This window comes from Pseudomonas sp. HMSC063H08, assembly GCF_001813645.1.
Taxonomy (GTDB): domain Bacteria; phylum Pseudomonadota; class Gammaproteobacteria; order Pseudomonadales; family Pseudomonadaceae; genus Pseudomonas; species Pseudomonas aeruginosa.
This window is the reverse complement of the sequence record NZ_KV813593.1, coordinates 9,234-27,938: the sequence shown is the minus strand read 5'-3', so window position 1 is coordinate 27,938 and position 18,705 is coordinate 9,234. Positions and strand designations below refer to the sequence as shown.

Below are 18,705 nucleotides of genomic sequence, written 5' to 3'. Positions count from 1 at the left end.
GTTGTATCGGGAGGAATGGCTGGGCATTGTACGGTGCCGGTCTGGCTGCGTACAGGGCGCCGGCCATCGATGATGAGGAGTCAGCAGGCAATGAACGCGGCGCAGGTACAGGCGTTGATCCGCATGGGGCTGCCCATGGCCGAGGACATCGATTTTCGTGTCGAGCGTCTCGACGAACGACATGCGCTGGCGCGCATACCTTTTCACGGCAAGCTGGTGCGTCCCGGTGGAACGTTGTCCGGCCCGACCATCATGGCGCTGGCCGACGCGGCGATGTACGCGGTCATTCTCGGGCGTCTCGGGGCGGTCGAGATGGCCGTGACCTCGAACCTGAACATCAACTTCCTCAGCAAGCCCAGGCCCGAGGACCTGTTGGCCGAGGCGAGCATCCTCAAGCTGGGGCGGCGCCAGGTCGTCTGCGAGGTCGGGGTGTTTTCGCAGAGTAATGAGGAAGACCTAGTGGCCCATGTGACCGGTACCTACGCCCTTCCTTTATAGGCGCGTTGCCGCCGAGAAGAAAAAACCCGGCGATGCCGGGTTTTTTCGTTGCCTGTCGGTCGATTACAGGATCGACAGCGGATAGTCGACGATCAGGCGGAACTCGTTCTGGTCGCCTTCGGCCTGGTCGGCGTTGGCGCGGTGCCAGGCCTGGCGGATGCGGAACGACAGGTCCTTGGCCGGACCGGACGTGGACCACGTACTTGGCTTCGAGGTTGGTCTCGTGGTGCTTGCCGTCCTCGCCGTAGCCGTAGTTCTTATAGCCGACGTTGTTGTCAGACATCTTGGTGCCATCGATGTCCTTGCCATTGATATAGCGGACCATGAAAGTCAGGCCGGGAACGCCATAGGAGGCGAGGTTCAGGTCGTAGCGGGCCTGCCAGGATTTCTCGCCGGGGCCGTTGAAGTCGGAGTACTGCACGGAGTTGGCGAGGAAAATCGAGTCACCGCCGCCGCCGGAACCGTTCTCGCCGAAGCCGATATAATCAAACGGCTGATCGCCATGGACCTTCTGGTAGGCCAAGGTGAAAGTGTGCGCATCCAGAGTGTAGGCTGCCGCCAGGGACCAAGTGGTGTTGCTGATGTCGCCGGCCTTGGCCTTGCCTTCATCGTTTGTGCGGTAGATGTTGAAATCGAAGCCCAGCGATTGGTCGGATGCCAGTGGGATGGTGTAGTTGCTGTTCAGGTAATACTGACGATAGATGTCTTCGAGTTCAGCACCGTACAGGGAGGCGCTGAGGTTATCGGTGATTGCGTAGCGGCCCCCAATGAAATCGGCGCTCTTGGCGGTCTCGCCTGCATAGGTTGCGTAGAGTTCGCCGCGCGACTTGGTGGTGGTGCCCTGCTTGCCTTCGGTGAAGTGGCCCGCTTCGAGATCGAGCCCTTCGAGTTCGCTGCTCTGCAGTTGGAAGCCGGTCGCGGTCTGCGGGAACAGGCGGCTGCCGCCGGCGGCGAAGACCGGAGCGGTCGGCTGCATCTCGCCCCACTTCAACATGGTCTTGGAGATGCGTACCTTCACGGCGCCACCGGCGCGGCTGTAGTCGTCACGGGGCGTGCCGTCGTTCATCACTGGCAGGTTGCCGGTACCACTCTTGTCGGAGGTGCCGTCGAGCTTCAGACCGAGGTAGCCGAAGGCATCGACGCCGAAGCCGACGGTGCCTTGGGTGAAGCCGGATTCATAGGTGGTGAGGAAGCCTTGGGTCCAGTCGACGCGGTCCCCGCTGCCGCTCTTGCCGTCACGGTTGAAATAGTAGTTGCGGAGCAGCAGGTCGAGGCTGCTGTCTTCGATGAACCCCTTCGCTTCGGCTTGATCGCTGACGAATGCGTCGGCCACGGCGAACTGAGTGCTACCTGCGGAAACCGCCAGTGCAATGGCGCTCCACTTCATCACTTTCATTGTGATTGCTCCTTTGGTTTTGAAATTATTTCTGCCATCACAGTGCCGCAGTGACGGCTAGTTCTTCTTGTCGGCGCTAACTTATAGCACGCAGTGTTTCTTGGCGATAGTTGAGGTTCCGAAGCGACGGATTCTTTACGGCGTTGTCGCAAAATTGCATGACGTATGTCGCATCTGCGTAGGTGAGCAGTTGAAAAAATGACGTATGTCGCGGGCTTGGTCACTCTTGTTGAGGTCGCTTCTCAAGTCGCTTTTCCCGATTGGCGGGGTCTTGTAATAAAAATGTCATGTTCCGTGCGGCCCCTCTTACTGTGATGAAAGAGGTATAAGCAAACTCCGTGCACAAATTGGAAAACGGCTTCGCCTATGTATTCCAGTTGGTCTCTTCGAGAGCGAAGCTATTCTGTTTGAAAGCAAACGAATCATGCCTTGAAACCTGTTTGTAATCCGTCTGCTTCAAGGGTTGGTTGCCATCGAGTTGTCTGTGGCGAATGCGTTTGTATCCACGGCATGTCTCCTGTTCGACGTCGCGCTGTATTCATTCGACCGGCATCTTATGGGGCGTTCGGCTGGAGTGGCGCGCCAAGCTGGGGCGGGCGGATGTGCGGGCTTGCTTTGGCCGGGCGGCGAAGTATCCTGCGCGGCAGTTACGGCGGGTCCCTTCTCGGAAGGAGGGGCTAAGCTGTCCATGAATGACGGTCGAACAGGAGAGGTCAGTATGTTCGCTTTGGATCCCCGGCTGGAGCAGGACACCCTGTTGCTCGGCGACTTTCCCCTCAGCCGCCTGCTGCTGATGAACGATGCCCGCTATCCGTGGTTCATCCTGGTGCCGAGGCGGGAGGATGTCACCGAGCTGTTCCAGCTCGATGTCGATGACCAGCAGGCGCTGTGGCGCGAGGCCACGCTGCTGGCAGAGGTGCTCAAGGACACCTTCCGTGCGGACAAGATGAATGTCGCTAACCTGGGCAATGTGGTCAGCCAGCTCCACATGCACGTGATCGTCCGGCGACGTGGCGACGACGCCTGGCCCGGCCCTGTCTGGGGGCGCCATCCGGCTCAGCCTTATTCTTCCGAGCAGGTCGAGGCGATCCGCGGCAAGTTGCGGATGGTGCTGACCGACGGCTTCCGTTTTGCCGGGGAGGCCTAGATGGAGCTGGACGCGCGCATGGATGACCTGGAATGCCGCCAGGCTTTCCAGGATGACACTTTGCAGGCTCTCAACGATGTGGTGGTCGAGCAGCAGCGCAGCATTGAGCGACTGCAGCTTCAGGTCGCGGCATTGATCAAGCGTCTGGAAGACGTCCAGGGGCTGGTGGGCGAGGCGGGGGAAGACGAAGCGCCTCCTCCCCATTATTGAATGCACAAAAAACCCGCCGTTCGGCGGGTTTTCTGTTTTTCGCGGCGGTCAGCGGCGGGAGGCGATTACGTCTTCCGCCTGCAGGCCCTTGTCCCGTTGTACCACCGAGAACTCCACGCGCTGGCCTTCGATGAGGATGCGGTGGCCTTCGCCGCGAATCGCTCGGAAGTGGACGAAGATGTCCTCGCCCGAATCGCGGGAAATGAAGCCGAAACCTTTTGAGGTGTTGAACCACTTCACGGTACCGGTCTCCCGGTTGCCGCTGTCCTGGCTGCCGCCGAGGGCCGTCGGGGCGCTGGCGCTGCGCGAGACCGGTTTGCCGGGCTTCAGGCTGCCCGCCAGTTGCAGGGCCGTGGCCAGCACCAGGCTTAGCAGGGGCAGGACGATCGCCGGCTGGTCGGCGATGGTCGGCAGCGGCGCCAGCAGGATCAGTGCCTGCAGGACGACGCCCAGGACCAGCAGGGCGGCTGCGCCGGCCTGCAGCGGGCGGGTTGGATGTGACGATTGCAGTACGGGAGCGAAGAGCAGGTTGATCAGGCCCAGAATGGCCAGGTAGATGGCATCGGGATGTTGCAGGAAGGGTGTGGCTTCGGTTCTTAGGCTGGGAATGAAGGACAGCAATAGGGCGGCGACGCCCGTGACCAGAAGGACGATTTTCAACATGTCAATGAGTTCACCTTGATGGGGTAACGATCAAGTAGCCGGACAGCGCTTCGGTGCATGAAACGAAAGGTGCGGAAGGACGGCCGGCCTATGCGTGTGACGCACGGCGGCTATTTAACAGGAAAGCAGGAGGCTACTCAAATCAAGCGGTTGGCGCCGGAGGGGAGGGCGGGGCCCTGAGGCGGGCCCCGCTTTCTATCGAGCGATCGACGATCAGCTGGCGAGAAGGCTGCGCAACATCCAGGCGGTCTTTTCATGTACCTGCATGCGTTGGGTGAGCAGGTCGGCGGTGGGTTCGTCGCTGACCTTGTCCAGCAGCGGGAAGATGCTGCGGGCGGTGCGCACCACGGCTTCCTGGCCCTGGACCAGTTGCCGGATCATCTCCTCGGCTTCCGGCACGCCTTCCTCTTCCTTGATGGACGACAGGCGGGCGTAGGCGGCGTAGGTGCCGGGCGCCGGGAAGCCCAGGGCCCGGATGCGCTCGGCGATGTCGTCCACGGCAACGGCCAGTTCGGTGTACTGACCTTCGAACATCAGGTGCAGCGTATTGAACATCGGGCCGGTGACGTTCCAGTGGAAGTTGTGGGTTTTCAGGTAGAGGGTGTAGGTGTCGGCCAGTAGCCGCGACAGGCCCTCGGCAATGGCTGCGCGATCCTGTTCGCCGATTCCGATATTGATTTCCATGGCGTTCTCCTTTCAGTCGGCCTTGTGAATGGGGCACTCCGAAACAGTTGGAGTGAGGCTAACACAGGGTTTTTCCCAGCGCTCTTGGTCTATGTCAAAGGCGGCGATAGGGAGAATCTATTCCGACTGCCCGGTCAAGCGAATGGTTCGCAGGGTGCGGCGAAATGCTTCCGTTCAACGGCCTGGCTTCCCGCGTGACAGGCCGGCGGGGCTGGCTGCAAGCCATGGATTTTTCAGGCTATAATCCCCGCCTTCAATGCGAAGTGGGCCCGGATGCGGGTGCTTCGCCGTTGCCGTTCACCGGGCAGCGCGGGAGATGTCCTTCCGGGGGCGTACCGATGGTTCCGGTGCTCGGTCAGGGCCGGCGAGAGCCCGGCAATGGTCGCCAGGCAGCCGGCGGCTCCACAGAATCCAAGACTTACGAGAAGCGAACCACACCATGATGCGCAGCCACTATTGCGGCCAACTGAACGAGAGCCTGGACGGCCAGGAAGTCACCCTTTGCGGTTGGGTTCACCGCCGCCGCGACCATGGTGGAGTGATCTTCCTCGATGTGCGCGATCGCGAGGGGCTGGCCCAGGTGGTGTTCGATCCGGACCGTGCGGAAACCTTCGCCAAGGCCGACCGGGTGCGCAGCGAGTTCGTGGTGAAGATCACCGGCAAGGTGCGCCTGCGCCCTGAAGGTGCGCGCAACCCGAACATGGCGTCTGGCTCCATCGAGGTACTGGGCTACGAACTGGAAGTGCTGAACCAGGCCGAGACTCCGCCGTTCCCGTTGGATGAATATTCCGATGTGGGCGAGGAAACCCGCCTGCGCTACCGCTTCATCGACCTGCGTCGTCCGGAGATGGCTGCCAAGCTGAAGCTGCGCGCGCGCATCACCAGCAGCATTCGCCGCTACCTGGACGACAACGGCTTCCTCGACGTCGAGACCCCGATCCTCGGCCGGCCGACGCCGGAAGGCGCGCGCGACTACCTGGTGCCGAGCCGTACCTACCCGGGCCACTTCTTCGCCCTGCCGCAGTCGCCGCAGCTGTTCAAGCAACTGCTGATGGTCGCCGGCTTCGATCGCTACTACCAGATCGCCAAGTGCTTCCGTGACGAGGACCTGCGTGCCGACCGCCAGCCGGAATTCACCCAGATCGACATCGAGACCAGCTTCCTCGACGAGAGCGACATCATCGGCATCACCGAGAAGATGGTGCGCCAGCTGTTCAAGGAAGTGCTGGACGTCGAGTTCGACGAGTTCCCGCACATGCCGTTCGAAGAGGCCATGCGCCGCTACGGTTCGGACAAGCCCGACCTGCGCATCCCGCTGGAGTTGGTGGACGTCGCCGACCAGTTGAAGGAAGTGGAGTTCAAGGTCTTCTCCGGTCCGGCCAACGATCCGAAGGGGCGTGTCGCCGCCCTGCGTGTACCGGGCGCCGCCTCCATGCCGCGCAGCCAGATCGACGACTACACCAAGTTCGTCGGCATCTATGGTGCCAAGGGCCTGGCCTACATCAAGGTCAACGAGCGCGCCAAGGGCGTGGAAGGCCTGCAGTCGCCGATCGTGAAGTTCATCCCCGAGGCCAACCTGAACGTGATCCTCGATCGCGTTGGCGCGGTCGACGGGGACATCGTGTTCTTCGGCGCCGACAAGGCCAAGATCGTTTGCGATGCCCTGGGCGCGCTGCGTATCAAGGTCGGCCATGACCTCAAGCTGCTCACCCGGGAATGGGCGCCCATGTGGGTCGTGGACTTCCCGATGTTCGAGGAGAACGACGACGGCTCGCTGTCCGCGCTGCACCACCCGTTCACCTCGCCCAAGTGCACCCCGGCCGAGCTTGAGGCCAATCCGGGCGCGGCGCTTTCCCGCGCCTACGACATGGTGCTCAACGGCACCGAGCTGGGTGGCGGTTCCATCCGCATCCACGACAAGTCCATGCAGCAGGCGGTGTTCCGCGTGCTGGGCATCGACGAGGCGGAGCAGGAAGAGAAGTTCGGCTTCCTGCTCGACGCGCTCAAGTACGGTGCGCCGCCGCATGGCGGCCTGGCCTTCGGCCTGGATCGCCTGGTCATGCTGATGACCGGTGCATCGTCGATCCGCGAAGTGATCGCCTTCCCGAAGACCCAGAGCGCTGGCGACGTCATGACCCAGGCACCGGGTTCCGTGGACGGCAAGGCCCTGCGCGAGCTGCACATTCGCCTGCGCGAGCAGCCGAAGGCCGAGTGATTCGAATCAACCCGCGGTGGCGCCGCTTGCGGCGCCTCCTGCCGAGAGAGCAATACGGAGTGAGTTATGGCTGGTCATTCTAAATGGGCCAACATCAAGCACCGCAAAGAGCGGCAAGATGCCAAGAAAGGCAAGATATTCACCAAGCTGATCCGTGAGCTGACCGTCGCTGCAAGGCAGGGCGGCGGCGTACCGGCGGACAACCCGCGTCTGCGCCTGGCCGTGGACAAGGCGCTGACCGCCAACATGACCCGCGATACCATCGATCGTGCCATTGCGCGCGGCGTCGGCTCCAACGATGCCGACAACATGGTCGAGCTTTCCTATGAAGGCTATGCGCCGAGCGGCGTAGCGATCATCGTCGAGGCGATGACCGACAACCGCAACCGTACCGCTGCGGAAGTGCGTCATGCCTTCAGCAAGTGTGGCGGCAACCTGGGTACCGATGGTTCGGTCGCCTACATGTTCGAGCGCAAGGGACAGATCAGCTTCGCTCCCGGCGTGGACGAGGAAGCGCTGATGGACGCGGCCCTGGAGGCTGGCGCCGATGACGTGGTAGTCAACGACGATGGCTCCATCGACGTGTTCACCACCTTCGCCGACTTCATTTCGGTGAACGAGGCGCTGGCCGCCGCCGGATTCAAGGGCGACGAAGCCGAAGTCACCATGATCCCTTCGACCACCGCGACCCTGGACCTGGAAACCGCGCAGAAGGTGCTCAAGCTGATCGACATGCTCGAGGACCTGGACGACGTGCAGAACGTCTATTCCAATGCCGATATCCCGGACGACGTGATGGCGCAGCTCGGCTGAGCCGATCGGAGCGATAACGCGAAGCCGGAAGTGGGGTACGCTTGATGCGTTCGAACCCCGCTTCCGGCTTTTAGTATCCAGCTTATGACTTTGATTCTAGGGATTGACCCGGGCTCGCGCATCACCGGCTTCGGCGTGGTGCGGGAAACGGCGCGCGGTTGCGAATACGTGGCGTCCGGATGTATACGGACCGGTAATGGCCCCTTGCACGAGCGTCTGCACGTGGTGTTTCGCAGCGTCCGCGAGGTGATCCGCACCCATGGCCCGACGGCCCTGAGCATCGAGCAGGTGTTCATGGCGCGCAACGCCGATTCGGCCCTGAAGCTGGGGCAGGCGCGGGGGGCGGCCATCGTCGCGGCGATGGAGGAGGGGTTGAGCGTGGCGGAGTACACCGCCTCGCAGGTCAAGCAGGCAGTCGTGGGGACCGGCGGTGCAGACAAGCAGCAGGTGCAGATGATGGTCATGCATCTGTTGAAGCTGACCCAGAAACCGCAGATCGATGCCTCCGACGCCCTGGCCATCGCCCTGTGTCATGCCCATACCCAACAGAGTCTGGTCCCCCATGGCCTGGTGGGCGCACGCCGACGTGGCGGGCGCCTGCGTCTTTGAATAAGGAAAGCTCTTCGTGATCGGACGCTTGCGTGGCACCCTGGCGGAGAAACAGCCGCCGCACCTGATCCTCGATGTGAATGGCGTCGGCTATGAAGTGGAAGTGCCGATGACGACCCTCTATCGGTTGCCTTCGGTAGGCGAGCCGGTGACCTTGCATACCCATCTGGTTGTGCGTGAGGATGCGCACTTGCTCTATGGCTTCGCCGAAAAGCGCGAGCGAGAGCTGTTCCGTGAGCTGATCCGACTCAACGGCGTGGGTCCGAAACTGGCCCTGGCGCTGATGTCGGGCCTGGAAGTGGACGAACTGGTGCGTTGCGTCCAGGCACAGGACACCTCCATCCTGGTGAAGATCCCCGGTGTTGGCAAGAAGACCGCCGAGCGCCTGCTGGTGGAGTTGAAGGACCGCTTCAAGGCTTGGGAAAACATGCCCACGATTGCACCGTTGGTGATGGAACCCCGTGCCAGCGCTACAGTCTCAAGCGCCGAGGCCGATGCAGTCAGCGCGCTGATCGCCCTCGGCTTCAAGCCACAGGAAGCCAGTCGTGCCGTCGCAGCCGTACCGGGAGAGGATTTGTCCAGCGAAGAAATGATCCGCCAGGCCCTGAAGGGCATGGTCTAGGTGGCGCCCGATGATCGAGCCTGATCGCCTCATATCCGCCGTTTCCGGTCGCGAACGCGATGAGCAGCTGGACCGCGCCATTCGCCCGCTGAAGCTGGCCGACTACATCGGCCAGCCCAGCGTGCGCGAGCAGATGGAGCTGTTCATCCATGCCGCGCGCGGCCGCCAGGAGGCGCTCGACCATACGCTGATCTTCGGTCCGCCGGGGCTGGGCAAGACGACCCTGGCGAATATCATCGCCCAGGAAATGGGCGTTTCCATCAAGAGTACTTCCGGGCCGGTGCTCGAGCGTCCCGGCGATCTCGCCGCGTTGCTGACCAACCTGGAAGCCGGCGACGTCCTGTTCGTCGACGAGATCCACCGTCTTTCGCCCATCGTCGAAGAAGTGCTGTATCCGGCCATGGAAGATTTCCAGTTGGACATCATGATCGGCGAAGGGCCCGCGGCCCGCTCCATCAAGCTGGACCTGCCGCCGTTCACCCTGGTCGGCGCGACCACTCGTGCCGGCATGCTGACTAATCCACTGCGCGATCGCTTCGGTATCGTCCAGCGTCTGGAGTTCTACAACGTCGAGGACCTGGCGACCATCGTCAGTCGGTCGGCCGGCATTCTCGGCCTGGAGATCGAGCCGCAGGGCGCGGCGGAAATCGCCAAGCGCGCCCGCGGTACGCCGCGAATCGCCAATCGCCTGCTGCGCCGGGTACGCGACTTCGCCGAGGTCCGGGGGCAGGGCGACATTACCCGGGTGATCGCCGACAAGGCATTGAACCTGCTCGATGTCGACGAGCGTGGCTTCGACCACCTCGACCGTCGTCTGTTGCTGACCATGATCGACAAGTTCGATGGCGGGCCTGTAGGAATCGACAACTTGGCTGCGGCGTTGAGCGAGGAGCGGCACACGATCGAAGATGTACTGGAGCCTTATCTGATCCAGCAGGGCTACATCATGCGGACACCGCGGGGACGCGTGGTAACACGCCATGCGTACCTGCACTTTGGCCTGAATATTCCGAAAAGGTTGGGGCCGGGGGTGACGACGGATCTGTTCACGTCTGAAGATGGTAATTAATTGCATTTGTGGGCGATTGCCGATTGGCAAAGCCGGGACTTGGTTCTAGAGTATGCGCGCGCAACACGGGGGAAAGCCGTTCCAGCAGCGTTTCCGGGTCTATTACGAGGACACGGATGCCGGCGGCATCGTCTATTACGTCAACTATCTCAAGTTCATGGAACGGGCTCGGACCGAGCGGCTGCGAGCTTTGGGGTTCGCCCAATCGCAACTGGTCGGCGACAATCTGCTGTTCGTCGTGCACTCCGCCGAGGCGCGTTACCACGCCCCGGCCAAGCTCGACGATGAACTGCTTGTCAGCGCCGAGGTCGAGGAGTTGAACCGGGCGAGCCTGAAGTTTCGTCAACAGGTTCGTCGAGCGTCGGACTCCGTCCTGCTCTGCGAGGGGCGGTTCCTGGTGGCGTGCGTGCGAGCGGACACCCTGAAGCCACGTGCTATCCCCGAAACGTTGCGTGCGGCTTTTGCCGGAAGCCCGGATTCTTTTTCAGCAGGAGATTAAAGTGGAACCGAACGTCGTCGACCATACCTCCATGTGGAGCCTGATCAGCAACGCCAGTATCGTGGTGCAGCTGGTCATGCTGACCCTCGTGGCCGCCTCGGTCACATCCTGGATCATGATTTTCCAGCGCGGTAACGCCATGCGCGCCGCCAAGAAGGCACTGGATGCCTTCGAAGAACGCTTCTGGTCGGGCATCGACCTGTCCAAGCTGTACCGCCAGGCCGGTAGCAATCCGGACCCGGACTCCGGCGTCGAGCAGATCTTCCGTGCCGGCTTCAAGGAGTTTTCCCGTCTGCGCCAGCAGCCCGGCGTCGATCCCGATGCGGTGATGGAGGGCGTGGCGCGCGCCATGCGTGTGGCCATCTCCCGTGAGGAGGAGAAACTCGAGGCCAGCCTGCCGTTCCTGGCAACCGTCGGCTCCACCAGCCCGTACGTCGGCCTGTTCGGTACCGTCTGGGGTATCATGAATTCCTTCCGTGGCCTGGCCACCGTGCAGCAGGCTACCCTGGCCACCGTCGCCCCGGGTATCGCCGAAGCGCTGATCGCCACCGCCATCGGCCTGTTCGCCGCGATCCCCGCGGTCATCGCCTACAACCGCTTCTCCGCACGTTCTGAGATGCTGATCGGTCGTTACTACACCTTCGCCGACGAGTTCCAGGCCATCCTGCACCGCAAGGTGCACACCAGCGACGACTAAGACGACTGAGAGGTAAGCCGATATGGCAAGGGTTCGTCACAAGCGCAAGCCGGTCGCGGAAATGAACGTGGTGCCTTACATCGACGTGATGCTGGTACTGCTGGTGATTTTCATGGTGACCGCACCGATGCTCAACCAGGGGGTCAAGGTCGACCTGCCGAAGGTGTCCAGCGAGGCGTTGCCTCAGGACAACAACAAGCAGGTCCTGACCCTTTCGGTGAAGGCTGACGGTTCCTATTACTGGAACGTCGGCAGCGAAGTGGATACTGAAAAACAGACCGATAGTGCCGTGTCGTTGGAACAGATGACCGATGCAGTCACCAAGATCATGAGTGCCCGTCCGGACACCCAGGTATTCATCCGCGGCGACAAGGCGGTGAACTATGGTGCGGTGGTTGGCGCCATGGGTGCCTTGCAGCAGGCCGGTGTGCCCAACGTCGGGTTGATTACCGAGGCCCCCTGATCTTGAAGCAACAGTTCGAGCGCTCGCCTTCCGAGAGTTATTTCTGGCCCGTCGTCCTGGCGGTGGTCCTGCACGTTCTGATCTTCGCCATGCTGTTCGTCAGCTGGGCGTTTGCTCCGGAGCTTCCTCCCTCCAAGCCGATCGTGCAGGCCACGCTCTACCAGCTCAAGTCGAAGAGCCAGGCGACGACCCAGACCAACCAAAAGATCGCTGGCGAGGCGAAGAAGACCGCCTCCAAGCAATACGAAGTCGAGCAACTCGAACAGAAGAAGCTCGAGCAGCAGAAACTCGAGCAACAAAAGCTGGAACAGCAGCAGGTCGCTGCTGCGAAAGCGGCGGAACAAAAGAAGGCTGACGAGGCTCGAAAGGCCGAGGCCCAGAAAGCCGCCGAGGCGAAGAAGGCCGATGAAGCCAAGAAAGCTGCCGAGGCCAAGGCCGCCGAACAGAAGAGGCAGGCTGACATAGCCAAGAAGCGCGCCGAGGACGAGGCCAAGAAAAAGGCCGCTGACGACGCCAAGAAAAAGGCAGCCGAGGACGCGAAGAAGAAAGCGGCCGAGGAGGCCAAGAAGAAGGCTGCTGCGGAAGCGGCGAAGAAGAAAGCCGCCGTCGAGGCCGCCAAGAAAAAGGCCGCCGCCGCTGCCGCGGCAGCCCGCAAGGCTGCCGAGGACAAGAAGGCGCAGGCGTTGGCCGAGTTGCTTTCGGATACGACCGAGCGCCAGCAGGCCTTGGCCGACGAGGTGGGCAGCGAGGTCACCGGCAGTCTCGACGACCTGATCGTCAACCTGGTGAGCCAGCAGTGGCGGCGTCCTCCATCGGCGCGTAATGGAATGAGCGTAGAAGTACTGATCGAAATGCTGCCGGACGGTACCATCACCAATGCCAGCGTCAGCCGTTCGAGTGGCGACAAGCCTTTCGACAGTTCGGCGGTGGCGGCGGTGCGCAACGTCGGCCGTATTCCCGAGATGCAGCAATTGCCGCGGGCTACCTTCGACAGCCTGTATCGTCAGCGCCGCATCATCTTTAAACCGGAGGATTTGAGTCTGTGAGTACCCTGATTCGCATTGCGCTGTTCGCCCTGGCCCTGGTGGCAGGTGCTGCGCAGGCTGCCGACCCGCTGGTGATCTCCAGCGGTAACGACCGTGCCATTCCCATCGCCGTGGTGCCGTTCGGCTTCCAGGGGGGCAACGTGTTGCCGGAAGACATGTCCAATATCATCGGCAACGACCTGCGCAACTCCGGCTACTTCGAGCCGCTGCCTCGGCAGAACATGATCAGCCAGCCGGCGCAGGCCAGCGAAGTGATCTTCCGTGACTGGAAGGCAGTTGGCGTCAACTACGTGATGGTCGGCAACATCGTGCCTGCCGGCGGACGCCTGCAGGTGCAGTACGCATTGTTCGATGTCGGCACCGAGCAGCAGGTCCTGACCGGCAGCGTGACCGGCAGCACCGATCAGCTCCGCGACATGTCGCACTACATCGCCGACCAGTCGTTCGAGAAGCTCACCGGTATCAAGGGCGCGTTCTCCACCAAGATGCTCTATGTCACCGCCGAGCGTTTCTCGGTCGACAACACCCGCTACACCTTGCAGCGCTCCGACTACGACGGCGCCCGCCCGGTGACCCTGCTGCAGTCGCGCGAGCCCATCGTGTCGCCGCGCTTCTCGCCCGATGGCCGCCGTATCGCCTATGTCTCCTTCGAACAGAAGCGCCCGCGTATCTTCATCCAGTACGTCGATACTGGCCGTCGTGAGCAGATCACCAATTTCGAGGGCCTGAATGGCGCTCCGGCATTCTCCCCTGACGGCAACCGCCTGGCCTTCGTCCTGTCGCGCGACGGCAACCCGGAAATCTACGTCATGGACCTTGGCAGCCGCGCCCTGCGCCGCCTGACCAACAACCTGGCGATCGATACCGAACCCTTCTGGGGCAAGGACGGCTCTACCCTGTACTTCACCTCGGACCGTGGCGGCAAGCCGCAGATCTACAAGATGAACGTGAACAGCGGTGCCGTGGACCGGGTAACCTTCATCGGCAACTACAACGCCAACCCGAAACTCTCGGCCGACGAGAAGACCCTGGTAATGGTCCACCGCCAGCAGGGCTACACCAACTTCCAGATCGCCGCCCAGGACCTCCAGCGCGGCAATCTGCGGGTGCTGTCGAACACCACTCTGGACGATTCGCCCACTGTTGCGCCCAATGGCACCATGCTAATCTACGCCACCCGCCAGCAGGACCGGGGCGTGCTGATGCTCGTATCCATCAACGGACGCGTACGGATACCTCTCCCTACCGCTCAGGGCGATGTGCGCGAGCCTTCCTGGTCCCCTTACCTGAACTGACGGTCGCCAACGGTTACAAACTTATACACTGGGGTTCATTAGGAGTTACATGATGGAAATGCTGAAATTCGGCAAATTTGCTGCGCTGGCTCTGGCCATGGCTGTGGCTGTGGGTTGCTCCTCCAAGGGCGGCGATGCTTCCGGTGAAGGTGCCAATGGCGGCGTCGACCCGAACGCAGGCTATGGCGCCAACAGCGGTGCCGTTGACGGCAGCCTGAGCGACGAAGCCGCTCTGCGTGCGATCACCACCTTCTACTTCGAGTACGACAGCTCCGACCTGAAGCCGGAAGCCATGCGCGCTCTGGACGTACACGCGAAAGACCTGAAAGGCAGCGGTCAGCGCGTAGTGCTGGAAGGCCACACCGACGAACGTGGCACCCGCGAGTACAACATGGCTCTGGGCGAGCGTCGTGCCAAGGCCGTTCAGCGCTACCTGGTGCTGCAGGGCGTTTCGCCGGCCCAGCTGGAACTGGTTTCCTATGGTAAAGAGCGTCCGGTCGCTACCGGCCACGACGAGCAGTCCTGGGCTCAGAACCGTCGCGTCGAGCTGAAGAAGTAAGAAGTCGTTATGCCCAAGCACCTGCGTGTCCTGACGTTCCTCGCGCTCAGCCTGCCATTAGCGGCCTGGGCGGAAGTTCCTGTGTATGACGGCGTTGCCGCCAACAATGGCGGCAACGTTCCTCCTTCCGGGTATGGCACGGCAGGTGCCGGCGGCGCCTTTGCCGGAGGTGGGGTGACAACCCCCACCTCCGTGCAGGGCGAACTGTTCATGCAGCTCCAGCAGATGCAGGACGAGTTGGCTCGCCTGCGTGGCACGCTCGAGGAACAGCAGAACCAGATCCAGCAGCTCAAGCAGGAAAGCCTGGAACGCTACCAGGACCTCGACCGTCGGATTTCCGGTGGTGGCGCTCCCGCTGCACAGAATTCCGCACCTGCTGGCGCCATCAATGCCAATGGGGCGCCTGCGGCTCCCGCAGGCAACAACGCACCGGCGCCGAGTAGCGAGCCGGGCGACCCGGCGAAGGAGAAGCTCTACTACGACGCGGCCTTCGACCTGATAAAGAGCAAGGATTTCGACAAGGCGAGCCAGGCGTTCAATGCCTTCTTGCGCAAGTACCCGAACAGCCAGTACTCCGGCAACGCCCAGTACTGGCTCGGCGAGGTGAACCTGGCCAAGGGCGACCTGCAAGGTGCCGGCCAGGCTTTCGCGCGGGTCAGCCAGAGCTACCCCAGCAGCCAGAAGGTGCCCGACTCGCTGTACAAGCTGGCGGACGTCGAGCGTCGCCTGGGTAACAACGACAAGGCCAAGGGCATCCTCCAGCAGGTCATTTCCCAGTACCCGGGCACTTCGGCCGCCCAACTGGCGCAGCGCGACCTGAAGAACCTTCGCTGACCCCGTTCCCGATGAACAAACCCGCGCCTGTCGCGGGTTTTTTCGTTAGAATCGGCGCCCCCGTGAAGCTGCATGGTTTCAGCTCGGCTGATCTTCGTGCCTCTCCTCGCGAGACCTTCCGGGATTTCGAGTGCCACGACAGGATACGTTCCGTGGCGCCCCTTCATTTACCGCAACGGAGGCGGACGACCTGTTCAGTCGTCACGCCCGTGGCTGAATATGCAACAGACCCTGCGCATCACCGAGATTTTCTACTCGTTGCAGGGGGAAACACGTACCGCCGGCTTGCCGACGGTCTTCGTGCGCCTGACCGGCTGCCCCCTGCGCTGTCACTATTGCGATACCGCCTATGCCTTCAGCGGCGGCGACGTCGTTAGCCTGGACGCTATTCTCGAGCGGGTTGCCACCTACAAGCCTCGCTACATCTGCGTGACCGGCGGGGAGCCGCTGGCCCAGCCGAATTGCATTTCTCTGCTGGAGCGGCTTTGCGACGCCGGCTACGAGGTTTCCCTGGAAACCAGCGGGGCCCTCGATGTGTCACGGGTCGACCCGCGCGTAAGCAAGGTTCTCGACCTCAAGACGCCGGGATCTGGCGAGGTCGGACGCAACCGATACGAAAATATCCCGTTGCTGACCGACAACGATCAGGTGAAGTTTGTCGTCTGTTCGCGAGAGGACTACGACTGGGCGGTATCCAAGCTGATCGAGTACCGCCTCGACCAGCGTGCCGGTGAAGTCCTGTTCTCGCCGAGCCACCATCAGGTCAGCGCGCGAGAACTGGCCGATTGGATCGTGGCCGACAACCTGCCGGTCCGCCTGCAATTGCAACTGCACAAGATTCTCTGGAACGACGAACCGGGCCATTGAGACGAGGAATCCATCATGAACCAGAAGAAAGCGGTCATCCTGCTCTCCGGCGGCCTCGACTCCGCCACCGTTGTCGCCATGGCCAAGGCCGACGGCTACGCCTGCTACACCATGAGTTTCGACTACGGCCAGCGCCATCGCGCCGAGCTGCAGGCCGCCGAGCGCGTGGCCCGGCAGTTGGGCGTGATCGAGCACAAGGTGATAGGGCTCGACCTCAATGGCATGGGCGGCTCGGCATTGACCGACGAGAGCATCGCGGTGCCCGAGTCGCCTAGCGAAGGTATACCGGTGACTTACGTGCCCGCGCGCAATACGGTGTTTCTCTCGCTCGCCCTGGGCTGGGCCGAGGTCCTGGATGCCCGTGACATCTTCATCGGTGTGAATGCGGTGGATTACTCTGGTTATCCGGATTGTCGCCCTGAGTTCGTCGAGGCTTTCGAGCGCATGGCGAACCTGGCAACCAAGGCGGGCGTGGAAGGCAATGGCTTCCGCATCCAGGCGCCGCTGCAGTATCTGTCCAAGGCGCAGATCATCCAGGCGGGCGTGGCGCGTGGGGTGGATTACGGCCTGACGGTGTCCTGTTATCAAGCCGATGAGCAGGGGCGTGCGTGCGGCAAATGCGATAGCTGCCGGCTGCGTGCGGATGGCTTCGCGGCGGCTGGTATTTCCGACCCGACGCCATATTTCTGAAAAAAATTCGCGAGAGGTGTTGTTTTTACGTTAGAAATCAGTATTATACGCCTCGCGTTGGGTCGTTAGCTCAGTCGGTAGAGCAGTTGGCTTTTAACCAATTGGTCGTAGGTTCGAATCCTACACGACCCACCATTTTCGAGGGGCGAGTTGCGTAGGTCTAGGAAGGGGGTGTTGCACCGTTCTAGCCTTGCAGCCGTCTGGGCCGAACATTAGGCCCGCATTGACGTGATGTCAATATGGAATAGCCCGCCTATTTAGGTGGGCTTTTCTGTTTCTAAGGCCCTGAAACCATTCTGCAGGCGTAGCAATGTGCCCCCCGACATAATCAGCGATTACAGAGGGTACTGCGGTGTTGGCCTTGAAAATGCGAGGCTCTGCCAGCATGCCGGCGCTGGTATCCAGGCGCTCTCGGTAATTCCAGATTATTCCTACAGGCCTAGCGATCTGCTGGGAGGCGCGGCTACCTTTCGTCCGGTAGCCGGCCCCTCAGTACCGGTATCGCTAGGCGAGACTGCTTCGGGCGGCAGATCCCCATCCACCAGATCCGCTTGTTGCAGCGGGAGCCGCGGATGCCGAGGCGGCACGGTTCGATAAGTGTTGAGCCATCAGAGTGAACAGCACGCTTTGCTCGAAGGTGTCAGGTGGCTGTGGTAGCGCTTCTGCTTCCCACGCGGTTGGACCTCCCTGAATGCCTGTCCCTGGCGTGTGCTCCCTTGGTTCTGCAGGCTCTGTCCTGACCTCCGGTGGCGGCGCTTCACTCACTCGAGCGAGAGGTTGCCCGCATGGCTTTGGTTTGGCAGAGGCTTGCGGGGAGCCGCTGTAATCCACCTTCCTGACATTCTCCAGCGCGCCTTGGGCCAGGCTTCTAGCATGCAGCACGGCACGCATGTGATCGTAGTCGGCCTCGATGTAGCTCATCGTGGTCTGGATATTCGAGTGGTTGAGCAGGCACTTCGTGAGGTGGATGTTCCGCTCGGGTGCCTTCATCAAGTCGGTGGCCAGGGTGTGCCGGAAACGGTGCGGGGTCATCCGCACCCCAACCTTCTCGGTCAACTTCCGGTACATGGCTTCGACCTGGTCGGAGTTCATCACCTTGCTCTTGTAGTGCGGTGAGAACCGGTTGACGTTGAACAACTGGTCGTCATCGACGAATCCGGCTCTATCGGCCTCTTGCAGGAGCCTCGATAGGTGAGGCACAAGCCCCTCCGTTATTGGCACTACGAACTCTTTGTGAGTCTTCTCTGTCTCGCCGCGGATGAGGATCAGTTGATTTTCCCAGTCGATGTCGCGCTTGCGTATGCACAACAGCGCATTCAACCGGATGCCGGTGAAGTAGAAGACCTCAAACGTGCAAAGCCAGAACCAGGCGGGCGTGATCCGTGCGCGTTCGCCGGTGCCGCGCTCGGCGCCGACCTGCATGTTGAGCCAATGGCGGGCGCGCAGGATGGCTTCGGCGGCGACGGTTTTGCTTGCTCGCCTGGGGGGGATGACGGTGGTCTTTCTGAACGGGTTGACTTGGGAGTGCGTCACCAACTCGTGCTCGATGGCATAGCCCCAGATCGTCCGCAGATGATTCGAGTACGTGTTCCAGCTCCGCTTCGACAGGCCTTGTTCCAGTACCTTGCGCCGCCATCCCAGGACTGCCCGGTGGTCCACGTCCTGTACGGTTGCCGTAGGACCAAAGTGCTTGAGCAGCGCCTTGGTCGCGGCGCGGTAGATCTTCGCGCTGGCTTCCCGGAGATCGTGCGCGAAGATGTACTCCTCGGTGAGCTGCTGCGGCGTCATTCCACACCTCCTTCGGCATCGGTGATGACCGTGAGGCTTGG

At 61.8% G+C, this 18,705-nt stretch carries 20 protein-coding genes, 1 tRNA gene and 1 pseudogene; 18 read left to right on the top strand and 4 right to left on the bottom strand.

Features of this window, described 5'->3' with window-relative positions:
• The first annotated feature begins 90 nt into the window (after positions 1-90).
• Positions 91-498 (top strand): PaaI family thioesterase, encoded by a 408-nt coding sequence (locus HMPREF2924_RS27310; RefSeq protein WP_003086091.1) that lies wholly within the window; start codon positions 91-93, stop codon positions 496-498.
• A gap of 63 nt (positions 499-561) precedes the next feature.
• Here HMPREF2924_RS27310 and oprD read toward each other — a convergent pair.
• Positions 562-1,894 (bottom strand): annotated as a pseudogene (gene oprD, locus HMPREF2924_RS27305) (outer membrane porin OprD).
• 718 nt (positions 1,895-2,612) lie between these two features.
• Between oprD and HMPREF2924_RS27300 the strand changes: the two are divergent.
• Positions 2,613-3,041 carry an HIT family protein gene (locus HMPREF2924_RS27300; protein WP_003086095.1) on the top strand — a complete coding sequence of 143 codons (429 nt, stop codon included), beginning with the start codon at positions 2,613-2,615 and terminating at the stop codon, positions 3,039-3,041.
• Positions 3,042-3,251, top strand: a complete 210-nt coding sequence (locus HMPREF2924_RS27295) for a SlyX family protein (RefSeq protein ID WP_003086099.1) — start codon at positions 3,042-3,044, stop codon at positions 3,249-3,251. It abuts the gene before it with no gap.
• Between the two features lie 48 nt (positions 3,252-3,299).
• On the opposite strand, the gene HMPREF2924_RS36825 is transcribed toward HMPREF2924_RS27295, so the two are convergent.
• Complete coding sequence (locus HMPREF2924_RS36825) at positions 3,300-3,914, bottom strand: cold-shock protein (RefSeq protein ID WP_003086101.1); 615 nt, start codon at positions 3,912-3,914, stop codon at positions 3,300-3,302.
• Positions 3,915-4,127: 213 nt separating this feature from the next.
• Positions 4,128-4,598 (bottom strand): Dps family protein, encoded by a 471-nt coding sequence (locus HMPREF2924_RS27285; protein WP_003086103.1) that lies wholly within the window; start codon positions 4,596-4,598, stop codon positions 4,128-4,130.
• A gap of 439 nt (positions 4,599-5,037) precedes the next feature.
• Here HMPREF2924_RS27285 and aspS point away from each other — a divergent pair, with 439 nt between their 5' ends.
• The 15 genes from aspS to HMPREF2924_RS27210 all read left to right on the top strand — a co-directional run bounded on the left by aspS (position 5,038) and on the right by HMPREF2924_RS27210 (position 17,011).
• Entirely contained in the window at positions 5,038-6,813 is a 1,776-nt protein-coding gene (gene aspS / locus HMPREF2924_RS27280) for an aspartate--tRNA ligase (protein ID WP_003123218.1), read from the top strand.
• A 66-nt stretch (positions 6,814-6,879) separates the two neighbouring features.
• Complete coding sequence (locus tag HMPREF2924_RS27275; RefSeq protein ID WP_003086107.1) at positions 6,880-7,626, top strand: YebC/PmpR family DNA-binding transcriptional regulator; 747 nt, start codon at positions 6,880-6,882, stop codon at positions 7,624-7,626.
• 84 nt (positions 7,627-7,710) lie between these two features.
• Positions 7,711-8,235 carry a crossover junction endodeoxyribonuclease RuvC gene (ruvC, locus tag HMPREF2924_RS27270; protein ID WP_003112575.1) on the top strand — a complete coding sequence of 175 codons (525 nt, stop codon included), beginning with the start codon at positions 7,711-7,713 and terminating at the stop codon, positions 8,233-8,235.
• Positions 8,236-8,251: 16 nt separating this feature from the next.
• The gene (gene ruvA / locus HMPREF2924_RS27265; RefSeq protein ID WP_003134220.1) at positions 8,252-8,857 is read left to right on the top strand and encodes a Holliday junction branch migration protein RuvA; all 606 of its coding nucleotides are present in this window, start codon (positions 8,252-8,254) and stop codon (positions 8,855-8,857) included.
• Positions 8,858-8,867: 10 nt separating this feature from the next.
• Positions 8,868-9,926, top strand: coding sequence for a Holliday junction branch migration DNA helicase RuvB (gene ruvB, locus HMPREF2924_RS27260; RefSeq protein WP_003086123.1), 1,059 nt, complete (start codon positions 8,868-8,870; stop codon positions 9,924-9,926).
• A 52-nt stretch (positions 9,927-9,978) separates the two neighbouring features.
• Positions 9,979-10,425 carry a tol-pal system-associated acyl-CoA thioesterase gene (gene ybgC, locus HMPREF2924_RS27255; protein WP_003086124.1) on the top strand — a complete coding sequence of 149 codons (447 nt, stop codon included), beginning with the start codon at positions 9,979-9,981 and terminating at the stop codon, positions 10,423-10,425.
• A gap of 1 nt (position 10,426) precedes the next feature.
• Complete coding sequence (gene tolQ / locus HMPREF2924_RS27250; RefSeq protein ID WP_003086125.1) at positions 10,427-11,122, top strand: protein TolQ; 696 nt, start codon at positions 10,427-10,429, stop codon at positions 11,120-11,122.
• Between the two features lie 22 nt (positions 11,123-11,144).
• Positions 11,145-11,585 carry a protein TolR gene (gene tolR / locus HMPREF2924_RS27245; protein ID WP_003086126.1) on the top strand — a complete coding sequence of 147 codons (441 nt, stop codon included), beginning with the start codon at positions 11,145-11,147 and terminating at the stop codon, positions 11,583-11,585.
• A 2-nt stretch (positions 11,586-11,587) separates the two neighbouring features.
• Positions 11,588-12,631: a cell envelope integrity protein TolA gene (tolA, locus tag HMPREF2924_RS27240; RefSeq protein WP_003134218.1), complete on the top strand. Its 1,044-nt coding sequence runs from the start codon at positions 11,588-11,590 to the stop codon at positions 12,629-12,631.
• Positions 12,628-13,926, top strand: a complete 1,299-nt coding sequence (gene tolB, locus HMPREF2924_RS27235; RefSeq protein WP_003086128.1) for a Tol-Pal system beta propeller repeat protein TolB — start codon at positions 12,628-12,630, stop codon at positions 13,924-13,926. The genes tolA and tolB overlap by 4 nt, the downstream gene beginning before the upstream one ends.
• A gap of 52 nt (positions 13,927-13,978) precedes the next feature.
• Positions 13,979-14,485 carry a peptidoglycan-associated lipoprotein Pal gene (gene pal / locus HMPREF2924_RS27230; RefSeq protein ID WP_003111417.1) on the top strand — a complete coding sequence of 169 codons (507 nt, stop codon included), beginning with the start codon at positions 13,979-13,981 and terminating at the stop codon, positions 14,483-14,485.
• A gap of 9 nt (positions 14,486-14,494) precedes the next feature.
• Positions 14,495-15,319 carry a tol-pal system protein YbgF gene (gene ybgF, locus HMPREF2924_RS27225; RefSeq protein WP_003120698.1) on the top strand — a complete coding sequence of 275 codons (825 nt, stop codon included), beginning with the start codon at positions 14,495-14,497 and terminating at the stop codon, positions 15,317-15,319.
• Between the two features lie 219 nt (positions 15,320-15,538).
• On the top strand, positions 15,539-16,186 hold the full coding sequence (queE, locus tag HMPREF2924_RS27220) for a 7-carboxy-7-deazaguanine synthase QueE (protein WP_003111416.1): 648 nt from the start codon (positions 15,539-15,541) through the stop codon (positions 16,184-16,186).
• 15 nt (positions 16,187-16,201) lie between these two features.
• Positions 16,202-16,876: a 7-cyano-7-deazaguanine synthase QueC gene (gene queC, locus HMPREF2924_RS27215; protein WP_003111415.1), complete on the top strand. Its 675-nt coding sequence runs from the start codon at positions 16,202-16,204 to the stop codon at positions 16,874-16,876.
• A gap of 59 nt (positions 16,877-16,935) precedes the next feature.
• Positions 16,936-17,011, top strand: a tRNA-Lys gene (locus tag HMPREF2924_RS27210).
• Between the two features lie 369 nt (positions 17,012-17,380).
• On the opposite strand, the gene xerC is transcribed toward HMPREF2924_RS27210, so the two are convergent.
• A complete protein-coding gene (gene xerC, locus HMPREF2924_RS27205; protein ID WP_003134216.1) occupies positions 17,381-18,664 on the bottom strand; it encodes a site-specific integrase in 1,284 nt (427 codons plus the stop codon).
• Positions 18,665-18,705: the final 41 nt, after the last annotated feature.

Bases quoted from the DNA above. Each gene is read 5' to 3' on its own strand.
- aspS (WP_003123218.1), top strand. From the start codon at position 5,038: ATGATGCGCAGCCACTATTGCGGCCAACTGAACGAGAGCCTGGACGGC.
- HMPREF2924_RS36825 (WP_003086101.1), bottom strand. From the start codon at position 3,914: ATGTTGAAAATCGTCCTTCTGGTCACGGGCGTCGCCGCCCTATTGCTG.
- ruvB (WP_003086123.1), top strand. From the start codon at position 8,868: ATGATCGAGCCTGATCGCCTCATATCCGCCGTTTCCGGTCGCGAACGC.
- HMPREF2924_RS27300 (WP_003086095.1), top strand. From the start codon at position 2,613: ATGTTCGCTTTGGATCCCCGGCTGGAGCAGGACACCCTGTTGCTCGGC.
- HMPREF2924_RS27285 (WP_003086103.1), bottom strand. From the start codon at position 4,598: ATGGAAATCAATATCGGAATCGGCGAACAGGATCGCGCAGCCATTGCC.
- ruvC (WP_003112575.1), top strand. From the start codon at position 7,711: ATGACTTTGATTCTAGGGATTGACCCGGGCTCGCGCATCACCGGCTTC.
- ybgF (WP_003120698.1), top strand. From the start codon at position 14,495: ATGCCCAAGCACCTGCGTGTCCTGACGTTCCTCGCGCTCAGCCTGCCA.
- queC (WP_003111415.1), top strand. From the start codon at position 16,202: ATGAACCAGAAGAAAGCGGTCATCCTGCTCTCCGGCGGCCTCGACTCC.
- tolR (WP_003086126.1), top strand. From the start codon at position 11,145: ATGGCAAGGGTTCGTCACAAGCGCAAGCCGGTCGCGGAAATGAACGTG.
- pal (WP_003111417.1), top strand. From the start codon at position 13,979: ATGGAAATGCTGAAATTCGGCAAATTTGCTGCGCTGGCTCTGGCCATG.
- HMPREF2924_RS27295 (WP_003086099.1), top strand. From the start codon at position 3,042: ATGGAGCTGGACGCGCGCATGGATGACCTGGAATGCCGCCAGGCTTTC.
- xerC (WP_003134216.1), bottom strand. From the start codon at position 18,664: ATGACGCCGCAGCAGCTCACCGAGGAGTACATCTTCGCGCACGATCTC.
- HMPREF2924_RS27310 (WP_003086091.1), top strand. From the start codon at position 91: ATGAACGCGGCGCAGGTACAGGCGTTGATCCGCATGGGGCTGCCCATG.
- queE (WP_003111416.1), top strand. From the start codon at position 15,539: ATGCAACAGACCCTGCGCATCACCGAGATTTTCTACTCGTTGCAGGGG.
- ybgC (WP_003086124.1), top strand. From the start codon at position 9,979: ATGCGCGCGCAACACGGGGGAAAGCCGTTCCAGCAGCGTTTCCGGGTC.
- HMPREF2924_RS27275 (WP_003086107.1), top strand. From the start codon at position 6,880: ATGGCTGGTCATTCTAAATGGGCCAACATCAAGCACCGCAAAGAGCGG.